14 protein-coding genes are annotated in these 20,308 nt (G+C 70.1%); 7 read left to right on the top strand and 7 right to left on the bottom strand.

Features of this window, described 5'->3' with window-relative positions:
• Positions 1–213 precede the first annotated feature (213 nt).
• Complete coding sequence (locus CHC09_RS38105; protein WP_179277450.1) at positions 214–948, bottom strand: hypothetical protein; 735 nt, start codon at positions 946–948, stop codon at positions 214–216.
• Positions 949–1,022: 74 nt separating this feature from the next.
• Between CHC09_RS38105 and CHC09_RS38110 the strand changes: the two genes are divergently transcribed.
• From CHC09_RS38110 to CHC09_RS38120, 3 genes are all read left to right on the top strand, one after another.
• Complete coding sequence (locus tag CHC09_RS38110; protein ID WP_089298147.1) at positions 1,023–3,662, top strand: valine--tRNA ligase; 2,640 nt, start codon at positions 1,023–1,025, stop codon at positions 3,660–3,662.
• A gap of 73 nt (positions 3,663–3,735) precedes the next feature.
• Positions 3,736–5,061, top strand: a complete 1,326-nt coding sequence (locus CHC09_RS38115) for a bifunctional folylpolyglutamate synthase/dihydrofolate synthase (protein WP_089298244.1) — start codon at positions 3,736–3,738, stop codon at positions 5,059–5,061.
• Entirely contained in the window at positions 5,058–5,456 is a 399-nt protein-coding gene (locus CHC09_RS38120) for a DUF4233 domain-containing protein (protein WP_089298148.1), read from the top strand. The genes CHC09_RS38115 and CHC09_RS38120 overlap by 4 nt, the downstream gene beginning before the upstream one ends.
• Positions 5,457–5,909: 453 nt before the next feature.
• On the opposite strand, the gene CHC09_RS48620 is transcribed toward CHC09_RS38120, so the two are convergent.
• Positions 5,910–9,533, bottom strand: a complete 3,624-nt coding sequence (locus tag CHC09_RS48620; RefSeq protein WP_143232811.1) for a VOC family protein — start codon at positions 9,531–9,533, stop codon at positions 5,910–5,912.
• A 149-nt stretch (positions 9,534–9,682) separates the two neighbouring features.
• Here CHC09_RS48620 and ndk point away from each other — a divergent pair, with 149 nt between their 5' ends.
• Complete coding sequence (gene ndk / locus CHC09_RS38145) at positions 9,683–10,111, top strand: nucleoside-diphosphate kinase (protein WP_089298153.1); 429 nt, start codon at positions 9,683–9,685, stop codon at positions 10,109–10,111.
• A gap of 38 nt (positions 10,112–10,149) precedes the next feature.
• Here the strand turns inward: ndk and CHC09_RS38150 are convergent, their stop codons facing one another.
• Genes CHC09_RS38150 through CHC09_RS38165 form a run of 4 tightly spaced genes read right to left on the bottom strand, consistent with a single transcriptional unit; the run spans position 10,150 to position 13,717 of the window.
• On the bottom strand, positions 10,150–10,935 hold the full coding sequence (locus CHC09_RS38150; protein WP_089298154.1) for an ABC transporter permease: 786 nt from the start codon (positions 10,933–10,935) through the stop codon (positions 10,150–10,152).
• Entirely contained in the window at positions 10,932–11,696 is a 765-nt protein-coding gene (locus tag CHC09_RS38155) for an ABC transporter permease (RefSeq protein WP_089298155.1), read from the bottom strand. The genes CHC09_RS38150 and CHC09_RS38155 overlap by 4 nt, the downstream gene beginning before the upstream one ends.
• A gap of 2 nt (positions 11,697–11,698) precedes the next feature.
• Positions 11,699–12,676: an ABC transporter ATP-binding protein gene (locus CHC09_RS38160; RefSeq protein ID WP_089298156.1), complete on the bottom strand. Its 978-nt coding sequence runs from the start codon at positions 12,674–12,676 to the stop codon at positions 11,699–11,701.
• Between the two features lie 30 nt (positions 12,677–12,706).
• A complete protein-coding gene (locus tag CHC09_RS38165; RefSeq protein WP_143232812.1) occupies positions 12,707–13,717 on the bottom strand; it encodes a helix-turn-helix domain-containing protein in 1,011 nt (336 codons plus the stop codon).
• Between the two features lie 406 nt (positions 13,718–14,123).
• Between CHC09_RS38165 and ileS the strand changes: the two genes are divergently transcribed.
• Positions 14,124–17,234 carry an isoleucine--tRNA ligase gene (gene ileS, locus CHC09_RS38170; RefSeq protein ID WP_089298158.1) on the top strand — a complete coding sequence of 1,037 codons (3,111 nt, stop codon included), beginning with the start codon at positions 14,124–14,126 and terminating at the stop codon, positions 17,232–17,234.
• A 141-nt stretch (positions 17,235–17,375) separates the two neighbouring features.
• Positions 17,376–18,044, top strand: a complete 669-nt coding sequence (locus CHC09_RS38175) for a lysophospholipid acyltransferase family protein (protein ID WP_089298159.1) — start codon at positions 17,376–17,378, stop codon at positions 18,042–18,044.
• Positions 18,045–18,047: 3 nt separating this feature from the next.
• Here CHC09_RS38175 and CHC09_RS38180 read toward each other — a convergent pair whose 3' ends face one another.
• Positions 18,048–19,247: a hypothetical protein gene (locus CHC09_RS38180; RefSeq protein WP_143232813.1), complete on the bottom strand. Its 1,200-nt coding sequence runs from the start codon at positions 19,245–19,247 to the stop codon at positions 18,048–18,050.
• Positions 19,248–19,483: 236 nt separating this feature from the next.
• Here CHC09_RS38180 and CHC09_RS38185 point away from each other — a divergent pair, with 236 nt between their 5' ends.
• Complete coding sequence (locus tag CHC09_RS38185) at positions 19,484–20,281, top strand: alpha/beta fold hydrolase (protein ID WP_089298245.1); 798 nt, start codon at positions 19,484–19,486, stop codon at positions 20,279–20,281.
• Positions 20,282–20,308 lie beyond the last annotated feature (27 nt).

Raw genomic sequence — 20,308 nt, forward strand, 5'->3', positions numbered from 1 at the left:
ATGGTACTGCACTCGGGAGGGTGTGGGAGAGTAGGACGCCGCCGGACTTAACTTGAAGAAACGCCCACCCCTCGCGGGGTGGGCGTTTCTTTTTTATGCCCGAAAACAAGCCGGCACACCGCTGTCCCACCGTGATTACACGCCCTCGACAGCGTTGAGGGCGGCGTTGGCAGGGTAGGCGGTGCGGTGGTGAATGCCGCGGGCGGGCGTACGTTAATCGCGGGTTTGAATTGCTTCTCGCAATTGACGCATCAGTGGGGCGGCTTCTGATTCCGGGCGGTTCGGGAACATGGCCAGTGCCAGGCTTCCGTGGTCGGCCCAGCCGCAGACGGAGAGGTCGCCGCTCTCGGTCTTGGTGGTTCCACACTTCATTGTGCCGCCGAGGGAGCCGGCGTCGACGTCGTGCAGGCCGGTGACCGCGCCCTGCTCATCGGAGATCAGTTCGAACGACGTCTCGAGGTCCTTTTCCGGACTCCAGAGGACCGTGGTGCCGCCGAAGAACAGGACGTCCTTCTCCCCGCCGCCGTTGTAGACAGCGCCGACAGTCTTGTCCAGGTCGACCTCGGCGGAGAGCGCGGTCTGTAGATAATCCGCGGTCTCGTGGGCGTTCTCGCTGGTGTCGAGCGTGAGGTCGCCGACTCGTGCGGGCGGGTTGAGCACGACGTTCCGCTGCGAGTTGATCTGCCAGGAGAACCAGCCGAGCAGGCCGATGCCGGCCACGCCGACGGCGAGCAGTGAACTCAGCACGATCGTCCGGGTCCGCCGGCGGCCCGGGGTGAGGGATTCGCTTTCGGGTCGCTCGTCCTGGTCGTCGGAGAGGAGGTTGAACGGCGCTTGCTGGATCTCGATCGGTTCCGCTGCCGCCTCGGAGCCGGGCGGGGAGCCGACGCCACTGGGATCGGCGGGAGGGGCGGCCTGTGGGGGCGTCTGCTGGCCGGGGTCCGACATCAGCCGAGCGTACCGTTATCCACAGGTGGCAGTGCGAATTCCAGGTCCGGCACGGGAATCCGTAGACTTACCGGGTGACCGATACTACCGATCCCCGTACCCCCGACAGCCGGCCCACCGGCGGCCTCTCCGCTCAGTACCAGCCGGGCGACGTAGAGCAGCGGCGGTACGAGCGTTGGGTATCGGAGGGCTACTTCAGCGCCGACCCGAAGAGTGACAAGCCGCCGTTCACCATCGTCATCCCGCCGCCGAACGTGACCGGCTCGCTGCACGTGGGGCACGCGCTGGACCACACGATCCAGGACACCCTGGTGCGTCTCAAGCGCATGCAGGGCTTCGAGGTGCTCTGGCTGCCCGGCATGGACCACGCCGGCATCGCCACGCAGAACGTGGTGGAGCGCAAGCTCGCCGAGCAGCAGCTCTCCCGGCACGACCTGGGCCGGGAGAAGTTCGTGGAGAAGGTCTGGGAGTGGAAGGCCGAGTCCGGCGGCGCGATCCTCGGCCAGATGAGGCGGCTGGGCGACTCGGTCGACTGGTCCCGCGAGCGGTTCACCATGGACGAGGGCCTGTCCCGGGCCGTCCAGACGATCTTCAAGCGGTTGTACGACGACAAGCTGATCTACCGCGCCAACCGGATCATCAACTGGTGTCCGCGCTGCCTCACCGCGCTCAGCGACATCGAGGTGGAGCACACCAACGACGAGGGTGAGCTGGTCTCGATCCGCTACGGCGAAGGGGCGAACTCGATCGTCGTCGCCACCACCCGGGCCGAGACGATGCTCGGTGACACCGCGGTGGCCGTGCACCCCGACGACGAGCGGTACAAGCACCTGATCGGCACCGAGGTCGAGCTGCCGCTCACCGGTCGTCGCATCCCGATCGTCGCCGACGAGCACGTCGACCCGTCCTTCGGCACCGGCGCGGTCAAGGTGACCCCGGCGCACGACCCGAACGACTTCGAGATCGGTCAGCGGCACAACCTGCCCAGCCTGACCGTCATGGACGAGCGCGCGGTGATCACCGTGCCCGGTCCGTTCCAGGGTCTGGACCGCTACGAGGCCCGTCCGGCGGTTGTCGCCGCACTGCGTGAGCAGGGGCGGATCGTCGCGGAGAAGCGGCCGTACGAGCACTCGGTGGGCCACTGCTCCCGGTGCAAGACCACCGTCGAGCCGCGGCTGTCGCTGCAGTGGTTCGTCAACACCGGCCCGCTGGCCAAGGCGGCCGGCGACGCGGTCCGCGACGGCCGGGTCGCGATCGAGCCGGCGGAGCTGTCGAAGCGGTACTTCGCCTGGGTCGACAACATGCACGACTGGTGCATCTCCCGGCAGCTCTGGTGGGGCCACCGGATCCCGGTGTGGTACGGGCCGGACGGCGAGGTCGTCTGCGTCGGGCCCGACGAGGAGCCGCCGACCGGCGAGGGCTGGCGCCAGGACGAGGACGTGCTGGACACCTGGTTCTCCTCCGGCCTGTGGCCGTTCTCGACGCTGGGCTGGCCGGAGCGGACCGCCGAGCTGGAGAAGTTCTACCCCACCAGCGTGCTGGTCACGGGGTACGACATCCTCTTCTTCTGGGTCGCCCGGATGATGATGTTCGGCCTGTACGCGATGGACGGTGTGCAGCCGTTCGCGGTGGTCAACCTGCACGGCATGGTCCGCGACCAGTTCGGCAAGAAGATGTCGAAGTCGTTCGGCAACGTGGTCGACCCGCTCGACTGGATCGACCGCTACGGCGCCGACGCGACCCGCTTCACCCTCGCTCGTGGCGCGAACCCCGGCTCTGACGTGCCGGTCAGTGAGGAGTGGTGCCAGGGCTCCCGCAACTTCTGCAACAAGCTCTGGAACGCCACCCGGTTCGCGATGATGAACGGCGCGACCGTCGAGGGCGACCTGCCGCCGTCGAGCGAGCTGAGCTCGATCGACAAGTGGATCCTGTCCCGCCTGCAGCACACCATCGCCGAGGTGAACGACCACTTCGACGGGTACGAGTACGCCAAGGTCTGCGACACCCTGTACCACTTCGCCTGGGACGACGTCTGCGACTGGTACGTCGAGCTCAGCAAGCCGGTGCTGGCGCAGGACACGCCGGAGGCCGCGCGCACCCGCCGGGTTCTGGGGCACGTGCTCGACCAGCTGCTGCGCCTGCTGCACCCGGTCATTCCGTTCGTCACCGAGGAGCTCTGGATCGCGCTCACCGGCGGCGAGACCGTGATGCGGGCGAGCTGGCCGGTGGCGGTGCAGGCGCTGGTCGACGACGCCGCCGAGGAGGAGCTGGCCGCGCTGCAGAAGGTGGTCACCGAGGTCCGGCGGTTCCGTTCCGACCAGGGGCTCAAGCCGAGTCAGCGGGTCTCCGCCGCGCTGACCGGGCTGGGCAACGTCGGGATCGACACGCACGAGGCGCTGATCCGTTCGCTGGTCCGGCTCGACGCGCCGGCCGCGGACTTCACCGCGACCGCCACCCTGGCGGTGACCGGTGGGATCACGGTCGACCTGGACACCCGTGGGGCCATCGACGTGGCCGCCGAGCGGGCTCGGCTGGAGAAGGACCGCGCGGCCGCCGAGAAGGAAGCTGCGCAGTGCCGGGGCAAGCTCGGCAACGAGGCGTTCGTCGGCAAGGCGCCGGAGCAGGTCGTTGCCAAGATCAAGGACCGGCTCGCGGCCGCGGAGGCTGATCTGGTCCGGATCGCTGCCGCTCTCGAAGCGCTGCCGTCGGCATGAACGAGCTTGCGAGCGAATCGATCAGCTCAGGAAATGGCTCATGGCGACGCCGGAGCGGAGCGGAGGTGGCGCCATGAGCGAGTACACCGAGGTCGAGGCTGCGCTCAACGAGCGTGGCTTCACCCGCATGGTCTTCGACATGCAGAAGATCAGGGGGCTGATGGACGTGCTGGGCAGCCCGCAGCGGGCGTACCCGGCGATTCATCTGACCGGGACCAACGGCAAGACCAGCACCGCGCGAATGATCGACGGGCTGCTGCGCGCCTGCGGCCTGCACACCGGGCGGTACACGAGCCCGCATCTGGAGACGGTCCGGGAGCGGATCAGCCTGGACGGGGAGCCGGTCTCGGAGGAGCGGTTCGTCGCGACGTATCAGGAGATCGCGCCGCTGGCCGAGCTGATCGACGCACGCAACAGCGAGCCGCTCACCTACTTCGACATGACAACAGCGATGGCGTACGCGACGTTCGCGGACGCGCCGGTGGACATCGCGGTGGTCGAGGTGGGTCTGGGCGGTGAGGAGGACGCCACCAACGTCATCGACGCGGGCGTCTGCGTGATGACCCCGATCGGGCTCGACCACACCGAGTGGCTGGGCGACACCATCGAGGACATCGCCTGGGCCAAGGCCGGGATCATTCACAAGGGCGCGACCGTGATCACGGCGTTGCAGGACGAAGAGGCCATGCGGCCGATCCTGGAACGCTGCGCGGAGATGGGCGCCATTGTGGCCCGGGAGGGTAGCGAGTTCGGGGTGGTCCAGCGGACCCAGGCGGTCGGCGGCCAGGTGCTCGTCCTGCAAGGGCTCGGGGGCGTCTACGAGGAGATCTTCCTGCCGCTGTTCGGCGCGCACCAGGCGCAGAACGCCGCGCTCGCGCTCGCCGCGGTCGAGGCGTTCCTGGGTGCCGGGCCGGGCAAGCAGATCGACATCGATCTCATCCGGGAGGGCTTCGCGGGGGCGGACTCGCCGGGCCGGCTGGAGCGGGTGCGTAGCGCGCCGGCCATTTTGCTGGACGGGGCGCACAACCCGCACGGCATGGCCGCGACGGTTACCGCGCTGGAGGAGGAGTTCAGCTTCCGGTATCTGGTCGCGGTGCTCGCCGTGCTCGGCGACAAGGACGCGACCGGGCTGCTCGACCTGCTGGAACCGGTCGTGGCCCGGATCGTGGTGACGCAGAACAGTTCGCCACGGTCGATGCCGGCGGCTGAGCTGGGGCGGTTGGCGGTCGAGGTGTTCGGCGAGGACCGGGTGACGGTCGCGGAGAACATGCCGGATGCCATCGAGGAGGCCGTGGTGCTTGCCGAGGAGGACGCGTCCGGTGAGCTGAGCGGCGTCGGGGTGGTGATCACCGGCTCGGTGGTCACCGTCGCGGACGCGCGGAAACTGCTCAAGCGATGAGCGAACCGGAGAAGAACGACGCGATTCCGCCGGAGGGCGAGATGGGTGCCGCGGCGCGGCCGTCCGGTTTGCGCAACCCCGAGGCCGCGGTACGAGGGTTGGGGGCGGGCACGCTCGTTCTGGAAGCGATCGTGCTGCTCCTGGCGATTCAGCCGATCCGGATCCTCGGCGGCGACCTGGGCACCTGGGGGATCACGCTGGTGATCGTCCTGGCTGTGATGGCGGCGGTGCTGGCCGGATGCATGCGGCGGCGCTGGGCTTGGGGTGCCGGGACGGCGCTTCAGGCGCTCCTGCTGGCGGGCGGGCTGCTGCACTGGTCGCTGGCGGCGCTCGGGGTGATCTTCGGGCTAGCGTGGGCCTATGCGATGTACGTCCGCAGGTCGATCCTCGGCTGAGAACGCTTGACCTTGGTGTCGGCCGCAGCGCGGTGAACCGGAATCGAATGTGTTGAGGGGGAGCCACTCCGGTGGCTCCCCCTCATTGCGTTTCTGGTGGCCAGGCCCGCCGGCTCAGGGTCCGTGAGTGGACGAGATGTCAGCGTTGGGTCTGCCGGCTCAGGGTCCGTGAGTGGACGAGATGTCAGCGTTGGGTCTGCCGGCTCAGGGTCCGTGAGTGGACGAGATGTCAGCGTTGGGTCTGCCGGCTCAGGGTCCGTGAGTGGACGAGATGTCAGCGTTGGGTCTGCCGGCTCAGGAACCGTGAGTGGATGAGACGTCAGCGTTTGAGTCTGCCGTCTCAGGATCCGCGAGTAGGCGAGACGTCAGCGTTTGGGGCCTCCGGCTCGGGGCCGGAGGCGGATGGAAACGTCAGCGGTCGGACCTCGGCTTTGGGGTCCGGGGTGTCGGTGGTCAGGGCTCCGGCTCGAGGTCTGGGCGGATGGCGCGCCACTGGGTGATGGCGATGTTGTGGTTGTCCGGGTCGCGGAAGGTGGCGGACCAGAGTTCCAGCTTGTCGCCGCGGTTCACCGGGCGTGGGGAGTGGACGAACTTGACGCCTTTCGCCTTCAGTTCGTCGTGGACCGCTTCGATGTCGCCGACCTCCAGGTTGAGGTAGATCAGGCGGCCGGCCTCGGAGGAGAGGTTCGAGACGGTGCGCAGCACCACCCGGGTGTCGCCGGAGGCCAGCACCGAGCTGCCGTCACCGGTGTCGATCTCATAGAAGCCGAGGGTGTCGCGGTAGAAGGCGATCGAGCGTTCCAGGTTGGTGACCAGGATGGTGATGCCTACGCCGTGGATCGCGCTGGCTGGGCCGGTGCGGGCGCTGGGGTAGGCGGTTATCACGTCGGCGGCATGCTCGTCCGGTTCCTGGCGGCCGGAGAAATCGCCCCAAGGGCTTCCGGTGGGGTGTTTGCCGGGCGAGTAGGCGGGTGTCTTGTCGGCTGTGGGTCCCGGGTGCGGAATGGCTTCCGTCGTGGCCGTGGGGCCGGGTTCCGGAGTGGGTTCTCCCGTGGCGGCTGTGGGGCCCGGTTGCGGGGTGGCTTCCACGGTGGCCCTGGGGGCGGGTTGCAGGGTGGGTTCGTGTGCGGCTGTGGGGCCTGGTTGCGTGGTGGCTTTCGTGGTGGCTGTGGGCCCGGGTTGCGCGGCGGGCTTTTCCGTGACGGCTGTGGGGGCCGGTCGGGGGGTGGCTTTCGTGGTGGCTGTGGGCCCGGGTTGCGCGGCGGGCTCTTCCGTGACGGCTGTGGGGCCCGGCCGGAGGGTGGCTTTCGTGGTGGTTGTGAGGCCCGGTTCCGGGGTGGGCTCTGCCGTAGCGGCTACGGAGGTGGATTTCGGGGCGGGTGCGGGGCTGTCCTCCAGCGGGAGATCGATGTCGTCTGGCGGGAGGAACGGGCCAGCTGGACGCGGGGTGGACGGTGGGGGCGCGGTAGGGAGCGGCCGCTCCGACTCGAGGGCGGTCGCTGGGGTTGTGATGGGGAACGGCCGGTCTGGATCGAGGGCGGTTGGCCGGTGTGCGGTGGGGAACGGCCGGTCCGGCTCGGGGGCGGTTGGTGGAGGTGCGGTGGGGAACGGCCGGTCCGGTGCGGGGGCGGTTGGTGGGGGTGTGAGCGGGGTCGGGGAAACCGACGCGGAGGTCGGCTCCGGGGTGAGCTGGACCCGATAGGTGGCCGGGGTGGGTTCCGGACGAGAGGAAGCGACCGTGGCTGGGGTGGACGGCGTGGCTTCGGAGGAATCCGCCGAGGCGGGACGGTCCGGTGTGTCGGTGGGTGCGCCCGTGGTCGCCGGGGCGGTGGCTTCGGCGTCGCTGGGCTGGGTGACGAAGCGGGTGCGGCCGGAGTGGGTGGATTTCGGTTCCGGCTGGAGCGTGGTTGGCGCCGGGGCCGGCTCGTCGAGGGAGAGGTCGATCAGCGGATCGGGGTCGGTTCTGGGTTCGGTCGGGGGCCGTTGCATGGGCGGGCGGCCAGGGGTGGTCTGCGGCCTCACCGCGGGGGTCGGTGGTGAGACCGTCACGGTGCCGGCGCTGGACCGTGGTTTGGGGCTGGGACGGGAGCCGGGTGGGCGGGCCGTCGCGGTGCGTGTGGTGGACGTGGCTGCTCCGGTCGCCATGCCGGCGGCGAACGCGCCGGCCGTAGGACCGCTCCCGGTCGACTGATATGCGGATGTCGCGGGGTTGGACGACGCAGGGTGGCCGGATGAGGTCGGGCCGGACGATGCCGCTTGGCCGGACGTTGCTGGGCTCGACGTTGCCGGATAGCTGGACGTCGCCGAGCTGGACGATGCCGGATAGCTGGACGTTGCCGGGCCGGACGATGTCGGGTGGCTGGACGTTGCTGGGCTCGACGTTGCCGGATAGCTGGACGTTGCCGGGCCGGACGATGTCGGGTGGCTGGACGTTGCTGGGCTCGACGTTGCCGGATAGCTGGACGTCGCCGGGCCGGACGTTGCCGGGCTCGACGATGCCGGGTGGCCGGACGGCGTTGGGCTGGAAGTGGTTGGGCGCGGCGGGGGCGGGAAGTCGAACCCGGCCAGCGTGGCGGAGCTGGAGCGGCCTGGGGCCGGGGGCGCCGGATAGTCGAAGTCGGCCGGCCTGGCGGAGGAACCTGGGCCCGGCGGCGGTGGGTAGTCGAAGTCGGTCGACCTGGAGGAGCCGGGGCCGGGCGGGGGCGGGAAGTCGAACGAATCCGAGTCGCTGGAGCGGCGTCCGGCCGTGGCCGGTCCGGGCGGCGGTGGGTAGTCGACGGAGGGCCAGTCCTCCGAGGAGGTTCCCGATCCGGGGCGGTCGGTGCCGGCCGGGTCCTGGAGATCCTCGCTCGACGAGAAACGGGTGGAAGTGCCAGGTGTGGGTGCGGGCGAATCGGCCTGGGCCGGCTGGGGCGCGGCGCCCGCCTGGCCGGCGGTGTCAGTGGCACTTCCGGCGGCCGACGCGGCCGGACTCCAGGCGGAGTCGGACGACGAACTCGCGGCGGGGCCGGAGGCGGAACCAGGCGACGAACCGGCGGCGGAACCGAGCGGCGAACTCGCGGCGGAACCGGGCGACGAACCGGCGGCGGAACCGGGCGGCGAACTCGCGGCGGAACCGGGCGACGAACCGGCGGCGGAACCGGGCGGCGAACTCGCGGCGGAGCTGGACGACGAACCTGCGGCGGAGCCGGGGGATGAACTCCCGGCGGAGCCGGTGGTGGAACCGGACGACTGACCCGCGGCGGAGTCAGACGAGGAACCTGCCGTGGAGGGGCCGGTCGTCGGGGGGTCGAGGTCGATGGGGTCGAAGCCGACCGGATCGGTGGCGGCCGAGTCGAAGCCGGTCGGGTGCGGGTGGGGTCTGCTGCCGGCGCGGCGTGGCAGCGGGGTGGCCCGCTCCTCGCTGCCGACGAGCTGACCCTCGAGGATCGGCCCGTTCGGAGTGTCCCGGACCACCACCGGGGTGGTCACGCGGGTCTCCTCGGGCTCGGTGACCGGCTCCTCGGCGCTCCAGTCCTCGGGCCGGTTCTCCCAGGGGCCGGGGGCGACCGCGCCGAGCACGTCGTCGTCCTCCGCCTCCTCGGGATCCTCGTCGAGGTCGGGCTGCGCGGGCGCGGGCTGGGGTGGGTCGCCGGCCGCGCCGACATCGGGCGCGTCCTTCCAGTTGACCCGGACCCGGCGGGTGTCGTCGACGTCGACGGTGATCGGCACGGTCGAGCCGATCAGCGGCCACTTCGCGACCGGCACCCGGCCGTCCCGAATGATCTTGTCGAAGGTGCCCAGGCCGGGCGCCACCACGATGGCCCGGATCTCGGCGCGGCCGTACGCGCCGGCGACCGGCGGGGCGGTGATGTCCAGGATCTCCGCGGTGCCGGCCACGACCGCGCGCCCACCTCTGCGCACGTTGCTCACCATCGCGAGCGCTATGGCGAGCGCCAGCACGACGAGGCCGAAGATCGCTACCGCCCAGCTCGACATGCCGAGCCCGACAAAGATCACGAAGACCGCGAGCGTGCCCATGACCGCCGCCACCAACTTGCGTGCCGGGGCGATGGGCCGGCCGGCCTGGTTCGCCACTGTGGACCTCCCGGTTGTTCCCGTCAGGTTATGGCCCGCCGGTCACTCCGCGAAAGTGCGGCAGTCCGGGCATCGCTGCTCGCCGCGTCGGAGGTACCGATAGGCTGAACATCAGGCGTGTCGGCCTGTCACCCTCCGGAGGAACCCACGTGTCCAGCAACACCGAGCCAGCTACCGAGCGTTCACTCGTGCTCATCAAGCCTGACGCGGTCCGTCGTGGCCTGCTCGGCGAGATCCTGTCGCGTTTCGAGCGTAAGGGCCTGGTTGTCGAGGCGCTGGAGTTGCGCACGATGGATGGCGAACTGGCCGACCAGCACTATGCCGAGCACGTGGACAAGGCGTTCTACCCGCCGCTGAAGAACTTCATGACCAGCGGCCCGCTCGCCGCCGCGGTGATCTCCGGTGACGAGGTGATCAGCGTGATCCGCGCCATGATCGGCGCGACCGACGGCCGCAAGGCCGCCGCCGGCACGATCCGCGGCGACCTGGCGCTGTCCAACCGGGAGAACCTGGTGCACGCCTCCGACTCGCCGGACAGCGCCAAGCGTGAGCTGGCGCTCTGGTTCCCCAACCTCTGAGCGGCGTTTCCCCAACCGATGGCGGGGGCTCTCGGCCTTCAGAGAGTCTCCAGGCTGGCCCGGCGCCGCGATTCCGCCTCGAAGATTCGCAGCAACGCGGCGGCGAGCAGCGCGTATCCGGCGCCGACCAGCAACTCCCAACCGAGTTGGGGTGCCGCCGCGGACAGACCCTCCCCGGCGGCGAACCGCCGGGCGGCTTCCGCCGCGTGGGTGATCGGCAGGAGCTGTCCGACGCTGATCATCCACGCCGGCAGACCTTCCCGGGGTACGTTCACGCCGGTCAGCAAGAGCAGCAGGCTGGCCGAGACGTTGGACACCACCCAGACGTCCCGGAATCGCAGTCCCAGAGCGCCCAGGGTGAGCCCGAAGAAGCCGCAGGCCAGTGACCCCGCCGCGAGCGCCAGCGCCAGGCCGGGCAGCGCGTCGAGCGGTAGCCGCAGGCCCAGCAGCAGGACGCCCATGCCCAGGGTGAACGCCGTGATCAGCAGGCCGTTCCCGGCGTACGGCAGCACCCGCCCCCAGAAGATGACGGTCCGGCTGCGCGGCGACAGCAGCACGTGCCCGAGCGTGCCGTAGCGGCGCTCGTTGGCGACGGCCATCGTGCCGCCGAAGACCCCCGCGGTCGAGGCCGCCAGCACGGCGTTGCCGACGATGAAGAACCGGTCGTCGGCCACCTGCAACTGCCGGCCCAGGTAGGCGAAGAAGAGCAGCTGGAAGGTGGGCCCGGCGAGCAGCGTGCCCACGTACATCGCGGGCGTGGTCCAGTTGAAGAGGGCCCGGTAGGCGAGCGCGCCGCCGATGCCGATCAGTCGCAGTGTCTTCATGAGAGCGCCAGGGTTCCGGCCGCGCGGGCGCGGCGTTCGAAGGAGACGAGGAAGAGCGCGCCGAGCACCAGGCAGGCCGCGCTGATGGCCAGGCAGACGCCGGCCGAGGGCCAGACCGGTCCACCGCTGGTGGCCTCGCGCAGCGCCCGGGCACCCCAGGTGGTGGGCAGGACGGCCGCGATCGGGACGGTCCAGGACGGCAGCGTGGCGATCGGCACGAGCATCCCGGAGAGCAGCCAGATCGGGTATTCGAGCGGGTTCGCCAGGGCGTTGGCGTTGCGCAGCAGGACGAAGGTCGAGGCCATCAGCAGCCCGAACATGCTCAGTCCCACGACACAGACCACCGCGGCGACGAGGAACGCCACCGGATGGCGGAAGTCGAGGGGGATCCGGTAGATGAGCCGGCCCCACAGCAGCGTGGCGAGCAGGGAGTACGTGCCGGTGACCGCGCTCGCGGCGGTGATCGGCAGGATCATCAGCACCGGGTGGCGGGGCGCCAGCATGATCATTTCCAGGGTGCCGTGCCAGCGCTGTCGCTGGATGGCGCCGCCGGAGCCGGTGAGCACCGACGACCAGATGCCCATCAGGCCCGCGCCGACCGCGGCCTCCAACAGGCGGTGCGGCTCGTCGCCGGCACGGAAGAGGTAGACCGCCAGAGTCGCCTGGACCAGCGGGATGACCAGGGCGAGGGCGATCTCGAACGGGGAGCGGCTGAGGTGTTTCGCGTGCAGGAGCGTGCCGATCAGCAGGGTGCGCAACATGCTCACGACGCGTTCACGATCGCGACGTACGCGTCTTCCAGGGTGGGTTCGCGGCTGTTGACCCGGCCCAGCCGGATTCCGGCCAGCTCCCGCAGCACGTCGCCCTGGACGTCCACGTGCGCGTCGGACTGCACGGTCAGCAGTTGCAGCGCGCCCCGCTCCTCCAGCGCGGTCTCGCGAACCCCGGGCAGGTCGCGCAGGGCGGCGACCGCGGTGTCCGGCACGCCGTACGCCTCGATCTCGACGACCCGCCGCCCGTCCGCCCGGTGCCGCAGCTCCGCCGGGGTGCCGAGGGCCTGGATGCGGCCGTCCGCGATGACCGCGATCCGGTCGCAGAGCTCGTCCGCCTCGGCCATGTAGTGGGTGGTCAGCAGCACCGTGGTGCCGCTCGCGGCCAGCCCGGCCACGGTCTGCCGCAGCTCCCGGGCGGCGACCGGGTCCACCCCGATCGACGGCTCGTCGAGGAACAGCACCTCCGGCCGGTGCAGCAGGCCACGGGCGATGTGCAGCCGCTGCCGCATGCCCCGGGAGTAGCCGTCGACCGGTTCGCGTTCCCGGCCGGTGAGGCCGACCAGCTCCAGCAGTTCGGCGATCCGGCGCTTCTGGTCGCGCGCGGGGACGCCGTAGAGCTCGGCGAAGTAGCGCAGGTTGTCCAGCCCGGAGAGGCGGTCGTAGAGGCCCCGGTCGCCGCCGAAGACGTACCCGATCCGGCGCCGCACCTCGCGGGTGTCCCGGACCACGTCGAACCCGTTGATCCGGGCCGTGCCCGAGGTCGGGATCAGCAGCGTGTTGAGCATCTTGATAGTGGTGGTCTTGCCCGCGCCGTTCGGACCGAGCAGGCCGAAGAGCTCACCGCGACGGACCGTGAGATCGACCCCGCGGACCGCCTCCACCATCTCCCGGCGGGGCCGCAGCCAGCCTGTCCGGGTCCGGTAGACGCGGCGTAAGCCCTCCGCCTCGATGGCGTATTCGCTTCCCATGTCCGGGGAAACTAGGGGTAGAAGTCCGTTTCAGGAAACGAATTCGGTTCTTCCCGAATCCCTGCCGATCAGGCTGATCAGGGCGGTCCCGGCCGGCTCCAGGCCGTAGAGCACCCGGCGCCCGACCCGGCGGCGGTGCACCACACCGGCCGCGAGCAGCGCGGAGAGGTGCTCGGAGATGGTGCTCGGGGCCAGCCCGAGCGCGGTGGCCAGGGAGCTGGTGGTGGCCGGGGTGGTCAGTGCGCGCAGCACGGCGGCCCGGCCCCGGCCGACCAGGATGGCCAGCCGGTCGTCGCCGGTCGCGGGCACCGGGGAGTCGGCGAGCACCACCGATCCCCGGGACTGGTAGCTCACCGCCACCACATCGGGGTGATCGGTGGAGCAGCAGAGCGCACCCCGGGAGAAGATCAGCGGGATCAGCAGCAGGCGCTTGTCCAGGGCCGCGAAGGTGTGGTCGTGCTCCTTGACCAGGGTGAGGAACGGGGGCTCCCAGCGGATCCGATCGTGCAGGCGGGCGAGCAGCGCGTCCGGCCCGTGGGCGGCCAGCGCCCGGGCGCGCAGCAGCACCTCCTCGTCGAGGGCGGCGCGCATGGCCGGCCAGTGCGGTGCGATCGCCGCGTTCCAGTAGGCGGCCAGAGCGGTGGCGAGCCGGTCCAGTGCGGCCTGGCGGTCGTCGCGGAACGGCAGCAGGTCGGCGGGGAGGTCGCCGTCCGGGTGGTACTTCGCCAGTTGTTCGTCGATCACCTCGGCCGGTGTCCGGCGGAGCTGCTCGAGTTGATCGGTGAAGGTGGGTGCCGGCTCCTCCGGAACGGGGTCGAGAAAGTCCGGGTAGCTGCGGTGCAGGCGGAAGTAGAGGGCGAGGGGCGCGGTCGCCGGATCGGTCCGGAGGACCTTCCGGGCGCGGACTGCCCAGGAGGTGTACGGCCATGGGGTCTCGCCCTGGCGGCGCAGCAGGAAGAGGCTGCAGACGAGCTCCGTGAGCGGGCTGATCGCGATCCGTGTGCGGGCGAGCGCGGGCTCGTCGAGTTCGATCCGGATCACAGGGTGGAGTTTAGGGAGTGGCCGGTCCGGGCGTGGTGATCGACGGTGGCTGTCGCGTGGGGGTGGTGGGGGCTTGGGCCGCGAGGCCTGGGGGCGGGACTCCGCCGGTCGTACCCTCCGCATGGTTTTGATCTTGAAAATCCCGACCCGGGGAATGCGGATGGGGGAATCCGGCCGTGGCCGGTATCGTTGTCGGGACGCAGGCGATGAACCGGCCATCACCGGGGAGCCTCCGGAAGAACCGGCTTCTCGACGGAGAAGCCGTAGTAGAACCGGGCGGATCGGCACGCGCGCGGGCCGGCGAATGAGCGGGCCTCTCCGGCGGACGGGGAGGTCAAGCGAGGTGGTACCGCGGGCGTGAAAGCGCTCGTCCTCGCAGTCAGGCGATGACTGTTTGAGGAGCACCATGTATCCCCAGCACACTGCCGCGTCCGGCGTCCCGGCCTCTCCGGACCTGCCCGCGGTCGAGCGCGCGGTTCTCGAGCACTGGGCGGCCGACCGGACCTTCGAGGCCTCGGTCGAGCAGCGGCCGACCGGCCAGAACGGCGACAACGAGTACGTCTTCTACGACGGCCCGCCGTTCGCCAACGGCCTGCCGCACTACGGCCATCTCTTCACCGGTTACGTCAAGGACCTGGTCCCGCGCTACCAGACGATGCGCGGCAAGCACGTGGAACGCCGCTTCGGCTGGGACACGCACGGCATGCCCGCCGAGGTCGAGGCGGAGAAGCAGCTCGGCATCACCACGAAGGCGCAGATCGTCGAGCTGGGCATCGACAAGTTCAACGAGGCCTGCCGGACCTCGGTGCTCGCCTACACCAAGGACTGGGAGGGGTATGTCACCCGCCAGGCTCGGTGGGTGGACTTCGAGAACGACTACAAGACCCTCGACCCCAATTACATGGAGTCGGTCATGTGGGCGTTCAAGACCCTGCACGACAAGGGCCTCGTGTACGAGGGTTTCCGCGTCCTGGCGTACTGCTACCGGTGTGAGACCCCGTTGTCGAACACCGAGACGCGGATGGACGACGTCTACCGCGATCGGACCGACCCGGCGCTGACCGTCCGCTTCCGCCTGGACAGCGGTGAGGACATCGCGGTCTGGACCACGACGCCGTGGACGCTCCCGTCGAACCTGGCGCTGGCCGTCGGCCCGGACATCGAGTACGCGGTGCTCGCCGACGAGTCCGGGCAGAAGCTCATCGTCGGTGCCGGGCGGGTGGCCGCCTACGCCAAGGAGCTCGAAGGGTACGAGCAGGTCGGCGTGGTCCGCGGCAGCGAGCTGGTCGGTCGCCGCTACACCCCGCTCTTCGACTACCTGGTCGAGCCGGCCGGGCCGAACGCCTTCCAGGTGCTCGGTGCCGACTTCGTGACCACCGAGGACGGCACCGGCGTGGTCCACATGGCGCCCGCCTTCGGTGAGGACGACCAGAACGCCTGCAACGCGGCCGGCATCTCGACCGTGGTCACCGTGGACGAGCGGACCCGGTTCACCTCGCTGGTGCCGGACTTCGAGGGCGTGCAGGTCTTCGACGCCAACAAGCCGGTGATCGCCGTGCTCAAGGAGCGTGGCGCGGTCGTGCGGCACGACGGGTACACGCACTCGTACCCGCACTGCTGGCGCTGCGACACCCCGCTGGTCTACAAGGCGGTGTCGTCCTGGTTCGTGGCGGTGACCAGTTTCCGGGACCGGATGGTCGAGCTGAACCAGGAGATCACCTGGACGCCGGCGCACATCAAGGACGGCTCGTTCGGCAAGTGGCTGTCGAACGCCCGGGACTGGTCGATCTCCCGGAACCGGTTCTGGGGCTCGCCGATCCCGGTCTGGAAGTCGGACGACCCGGCGTACCCTCGCGTGGACGTCTACGGGTCCTACGAGGAGCTCGAGCGGGACTTCGGGGTCTCGGTCAAGGATCTGCACCGGCCGTACATCGATGAGCTGACCCGGCCCAACCCGGACGACCCGACCGGCAAATCGGTGATGCGGCGCGTTCCCGAGGTGCTGGACTGCTGGTTCGAGTCCGGATCGATGCCGTTCGCGCAGGTGCACTACCCGTTCGAGAACAAGGACTGGTTCGAGCACCACTACCCGGGCGACTTCATCGTCGAGTACATCGGGCAGACCCGCGGCTGGTTCTACACCATGCACGTGCTGGCCACGGCCCTGTTCGACCGGCCCGCGTTCCGGAACTGCCTGAGCCACGGCATCCTGCTCGGCGAGGACGGGCGCAAGATGTCGAAGTCCCTGCGCAACTACCCGGACGTGTACCGGGTCTTCGACTCCTACGGGTCGGACGCGATGCGCTGGATGCTGATGTCGTCGCCGGTGCTCCGGGGCGGGGACATGCCGGTCACCGAGACGGCGATCCGGGACTCGGTGCGGCAGGTCCTGCTCCCGCTCTGGAACGTCTGGTACTTCTTCAGCCTCTACGCGAACGCCTCGAACTACGTGGCGACGATCCGGACGGACTCGCAGCATCTGCTCGACCGCTACGTGCTCGCCAAGACGGGTGAGCTCGTCGCCGACGTCGAGCGCAAGATGGACGAGTACGACATCTCCGGTGCGGCCGCTTCGGTGCGGGCCTACCTGGACGCCCTCACCAACTGGTACGTGCGCCGTTCGCGGGACCGCTTCTGGGAGGGGGACGCCGACGCGTTCGACACCCTGGCGACCGTGCTGGAGACGCTCTGCCGGGTGGTGGCGCCGCTCGCGCCGCTGACCGCCGAGGAGGTCTGGCGGGGCCTGACCGGCGGCCGCTCGGTGCACCTGACCGACTGGCCGGCGGCGGACGCGTTCCCCGCCGACCACGACCTGGTCGCCTCGATGGACGCGATCCGGGACGTGGCCTCCGCTGCGCTGTCCCTGCGTAAGGCGAAGGGCCTGCGGGTCCGGCTCCCGCTGGCCACCCTGACCGTCGCCGCGCCGGACGCCGCCTCCCTGGCCGACCTCGGCGAACTGCTCAAGGACGAGGTCAACGTCAAGAACGTGGTCTTCACCGACGACGTCGCGGCGTACTGCCAGCAGGTGCTCACCGTCGTGCCGCGGGCGCTCGGCCCCCGGGTCGGCAAGCAGGTCCAGCAGGTGATCAAGGCGGTCAAGTCCGGTGACTGGGAGTTGGTCGACGGCGCGCCGGTCGCGGCCGGGGTGACCCTGGCCGAGGGCGAGTACGAGCTGAAGCTGGTCGCCGCGGACGCGGAGAACTCCGCCCCGCTGCCGGCCGGCGGCGGCGTGGTCGTGCTGGACGGCACGGTCACTCCCGAGCTCGCCGTCGAGGGGCTGGCCCGGGACGTGATCCGGGTGGTGCAGCAGGCGCGCCGCGAGGCCGATCTGGACGTGTCGGACCGGATCGCGCTGGTGCTGTCCGCGTCGCCGGCCGTGCAGGCGGCGGTCGAGGCGCACCGCGATTTCGTCGCCGGTGAGACGCTGGCCACGTCGCTGACGTTCGGGGACGTCACCGGTTTCGCCGGCGAGGTCGGCGACGGCGAGCAAATGACGGTCGCGGTCACCGCCGTGTGACATTTCCGACTGGCCCGGATATTCGCCCGACGCGACGAATGTCCGGGCCGGCGGCAAGATCAATAGTCCATCGCGGGCCCGCGTCCGATAACCTCTCCTCACCCCCCATCACTGTTTGTACCTGGTCTATCGGAGGACGAGTTGCCGCTGATCTATTCGATCGGCAAGCTCACTGTCGGCAATGCGCTGATGGTGGGATGGAAGCCACGTATCGAAGGCATTGAGAACGTGCCGAAGACCGGCGGTGCGATTTTCGCCGGTAACCACCTCTCGGTCGCCGACGAGCTCTTCCTCGGCGCGGCGGTGCCCCGGCACCTGGCGTTCTGGGCCAAATCGGACTACTTCGTGGGTAAAGGCGTGAAGGGCTTCTTCTCGCGGAAGCTGATGGAGGGGCTCGGCGCGATCCGGGTCGAGCGGGCCGGCGGTCGCGCCGCGCTCACCGCGTTCGACGCCGCGATCCCCGCCCTCGAGGCCGGTGACCTGGTCGCGGTCTACCCGGAGGGCACCCGCTCGCCGGACGGAAAGCTCTACCGTGGCCGCACCGGCGTCGCCCGGCTGGCCGTGGCGGCCGGCGTCCCGATCATCCCGGTCGGCATGCTCGGCACCGAGGTCGTGCAGCCGATCGGCCGGGTCGTCCCGAAACTGATGCGGGGCACGGTCACGGTCAAGTTCGGCGCGCCGATCACGACCGTCGGGCGGTCCGACGACCGGACCGCGCTGCGCGAGCTCACCGACCAGGTGATGAGCGAGATCCAGAAACTCACCGGCCAGGAGTACGTGCCGCGGTACGCGCCGAAGCGCGAGGAGTGACGCTCACGCGCCGAACTTCGGCGTGAGCACCGCCGTCCGCAGCCGGGCCACCAGCTCCGCGCTCTCCGACACCGATCGGCGGGTCAGCAGCACGGTGGCCATGCTGCCGTGATCGGCCCACGTGCAGATCACCGTCGACGTCCCGTTCAGTCGCCCGGCGCCGCAGCTCTCGTAGGCGCCGGCCTCGTCGATCGGGAAGTCCTGGAGGCCGGTCAGCTTCGTGTCGCCGGAGATCCGGTCCAACTGGCCGCGGACGTCCGAGCCCGGCGTGAAGCGCCAGCCGGTGACGCCGTAGAGGGTGACCCGCTTGCCGCCGTCGTCGCCGTAGACGCCGGCGAACGCCTGGCCGTCGGCGCCGGCCTCGGTGAGCTGGTCGGCCAGGCGCTCGACGGCCCGCCGGCTGGCGTCGTCGGCGCGCAGGCGGAGGTCGCCGACCCGGTCCGGGAGCTCGGCCGTGGCCGGGAACTGGGCCAGGGCGGGCCATCGGTCGTACGCCACGGGGGCGGCGAACCAGGCCGCGACCAGGATCGCGATGATCAGAAGCAGACGCCGGAGGCGGCGGTGTCGGCGACGCGGGCGCGGCGGGACCGGCGGCCGGGTCGCTTGCGGCAGGTGTGGCTGAACCGGTGGCCGTGGCTGGACCGGCGGGCGGTTCGGGGTGGGCGTCGGCGCCGACTTTCGGAACCAGCCAGGCTGTGGCCGCGGGGGTGCCGTAGTGATCGGGGCCTTCGGCGGAGCGGCGACGGGTGCGGGTGCGGGTCGACTCTCGACCGTTTTCGTCGCTTTCACCGCGAGCGCGTCGAGCAACGCCAGGATCTTCTCCCGGAACTCCGGTCTCCCGGGTGCTTCCTGACGCGTGGGTGCCGCCGTCGGCGGATCGATCCGGGTCGCCGGCGACTCGATCGGCGCGAAATGCTCCGTGGGCGGGACCACCATGGGCCAGACCGGGGTGTCCTGTCCGGCCCAGGGGTCCACCGCCGGTGTCGTCGCCCAGTCGTCCGGCTCCGGTTCGGGCTGCCCGTTCACCCGGTCGACGAGGCGCCCCCACAGCGACTTCCGAGGCTCGGTCTCCGGCACCGGCGCCATCCCGCTCCAGCGCGACGGCAACACCCCGGTCGGGGGTTCGTCGGCGGAATCGGACACGCGGGTGGGGTCGGGCATTCCGGTGGCCGGAGGGGTGGCTCCCGGCTCCGTGTCAGCCATTGTCGTCGATCTCCTTCGGCCGGTCGGCGGGACGTCCTCAACCAGGTTAGGCACGGTGTGCCAAGGGGATGCGGAAGTCGAATCCGGTCAGCGAACGCGAATGGCGGACAACGGGGGCGATGTGCGAAACGCTCCGGAGTCGTATGGTTACCCGGACCTCACATCCGGCTGTCCGGGTGACGCCTGTCACGACTAGCCATCGATTGAATCTGTGCACTGAGGAGGGCGTGTACCGCATGATCACCACGCAGAGGAACGCCGTCACGATGTCCGGCCGGGAATCCGGGCAGCCGATGCTCTTCGCGCACGGGTATGGATGCGATCAGAACATGTGGCGGCAGGTCACTCCGGCGTTCGCCGGCACGCACCGGATCGTGCTCTTCGATCACGTGGGCAACGGGAAGTCCGACCTGTCGGCGTACGACGACGCCAAGTACAGCACCCTCGACGGCTACGCCACCGACATCCTGGAGATCGTGACCGAGCACGACCTGCGTGACGTGCTCCTCGTCGGCCATTCGGTGAGCTCGATAATCGGCCTGCTCGCCGCGGTCCGCGAGCCGGAGCGATTCGCGGGCGTGGTGATGATCGGGCCGTCGCCGCGCTACATCGACGACGAGGCCGACGGTTACGTCGGCGGTTTCGCCCGGGCCGACATCGAGCAGATGCTGACCTCACTGGACAGCAACTACCTGGGCTGGTCCAGCGCGATGGCTCCGGTGATCATGGGTAACGCGGACCGTCCGGAGCTGGGTGAGGAGCTGACCAACTCGTTCTGCCGCACCGATCCGGCGATCGCCAAGAAGTTCGCCCGGGTGACCTTCCTCTCCGACAACCGGGCCGATCTGCCGAGAATGCGGGTGCCCTCGCTGGTGCTGCAGTGCTCGGACGACGTGATCGCGCCCAACGCGGTCGGTGAGTACGTCCACAAGCACACTCCGCAGAGCAGTTTCACGGCGCTGAACGCGACCGGTCACTGCCCGAACCTGAGCGCTCCACAGGAGACGGTTGACGCCATCAAGTCCTGGTTGTAGACAGCGGGCATGATCGGCGGAGCAGTG

The organism is Actinoplanes regularis (assembly GCF_900188005.1).
GTDB lineage: Bacteria > Actinomycetota > Actinomycetes > Mycobacteriales > Micromonosporaceae > Actinoplanes > Actinoplanes regularis.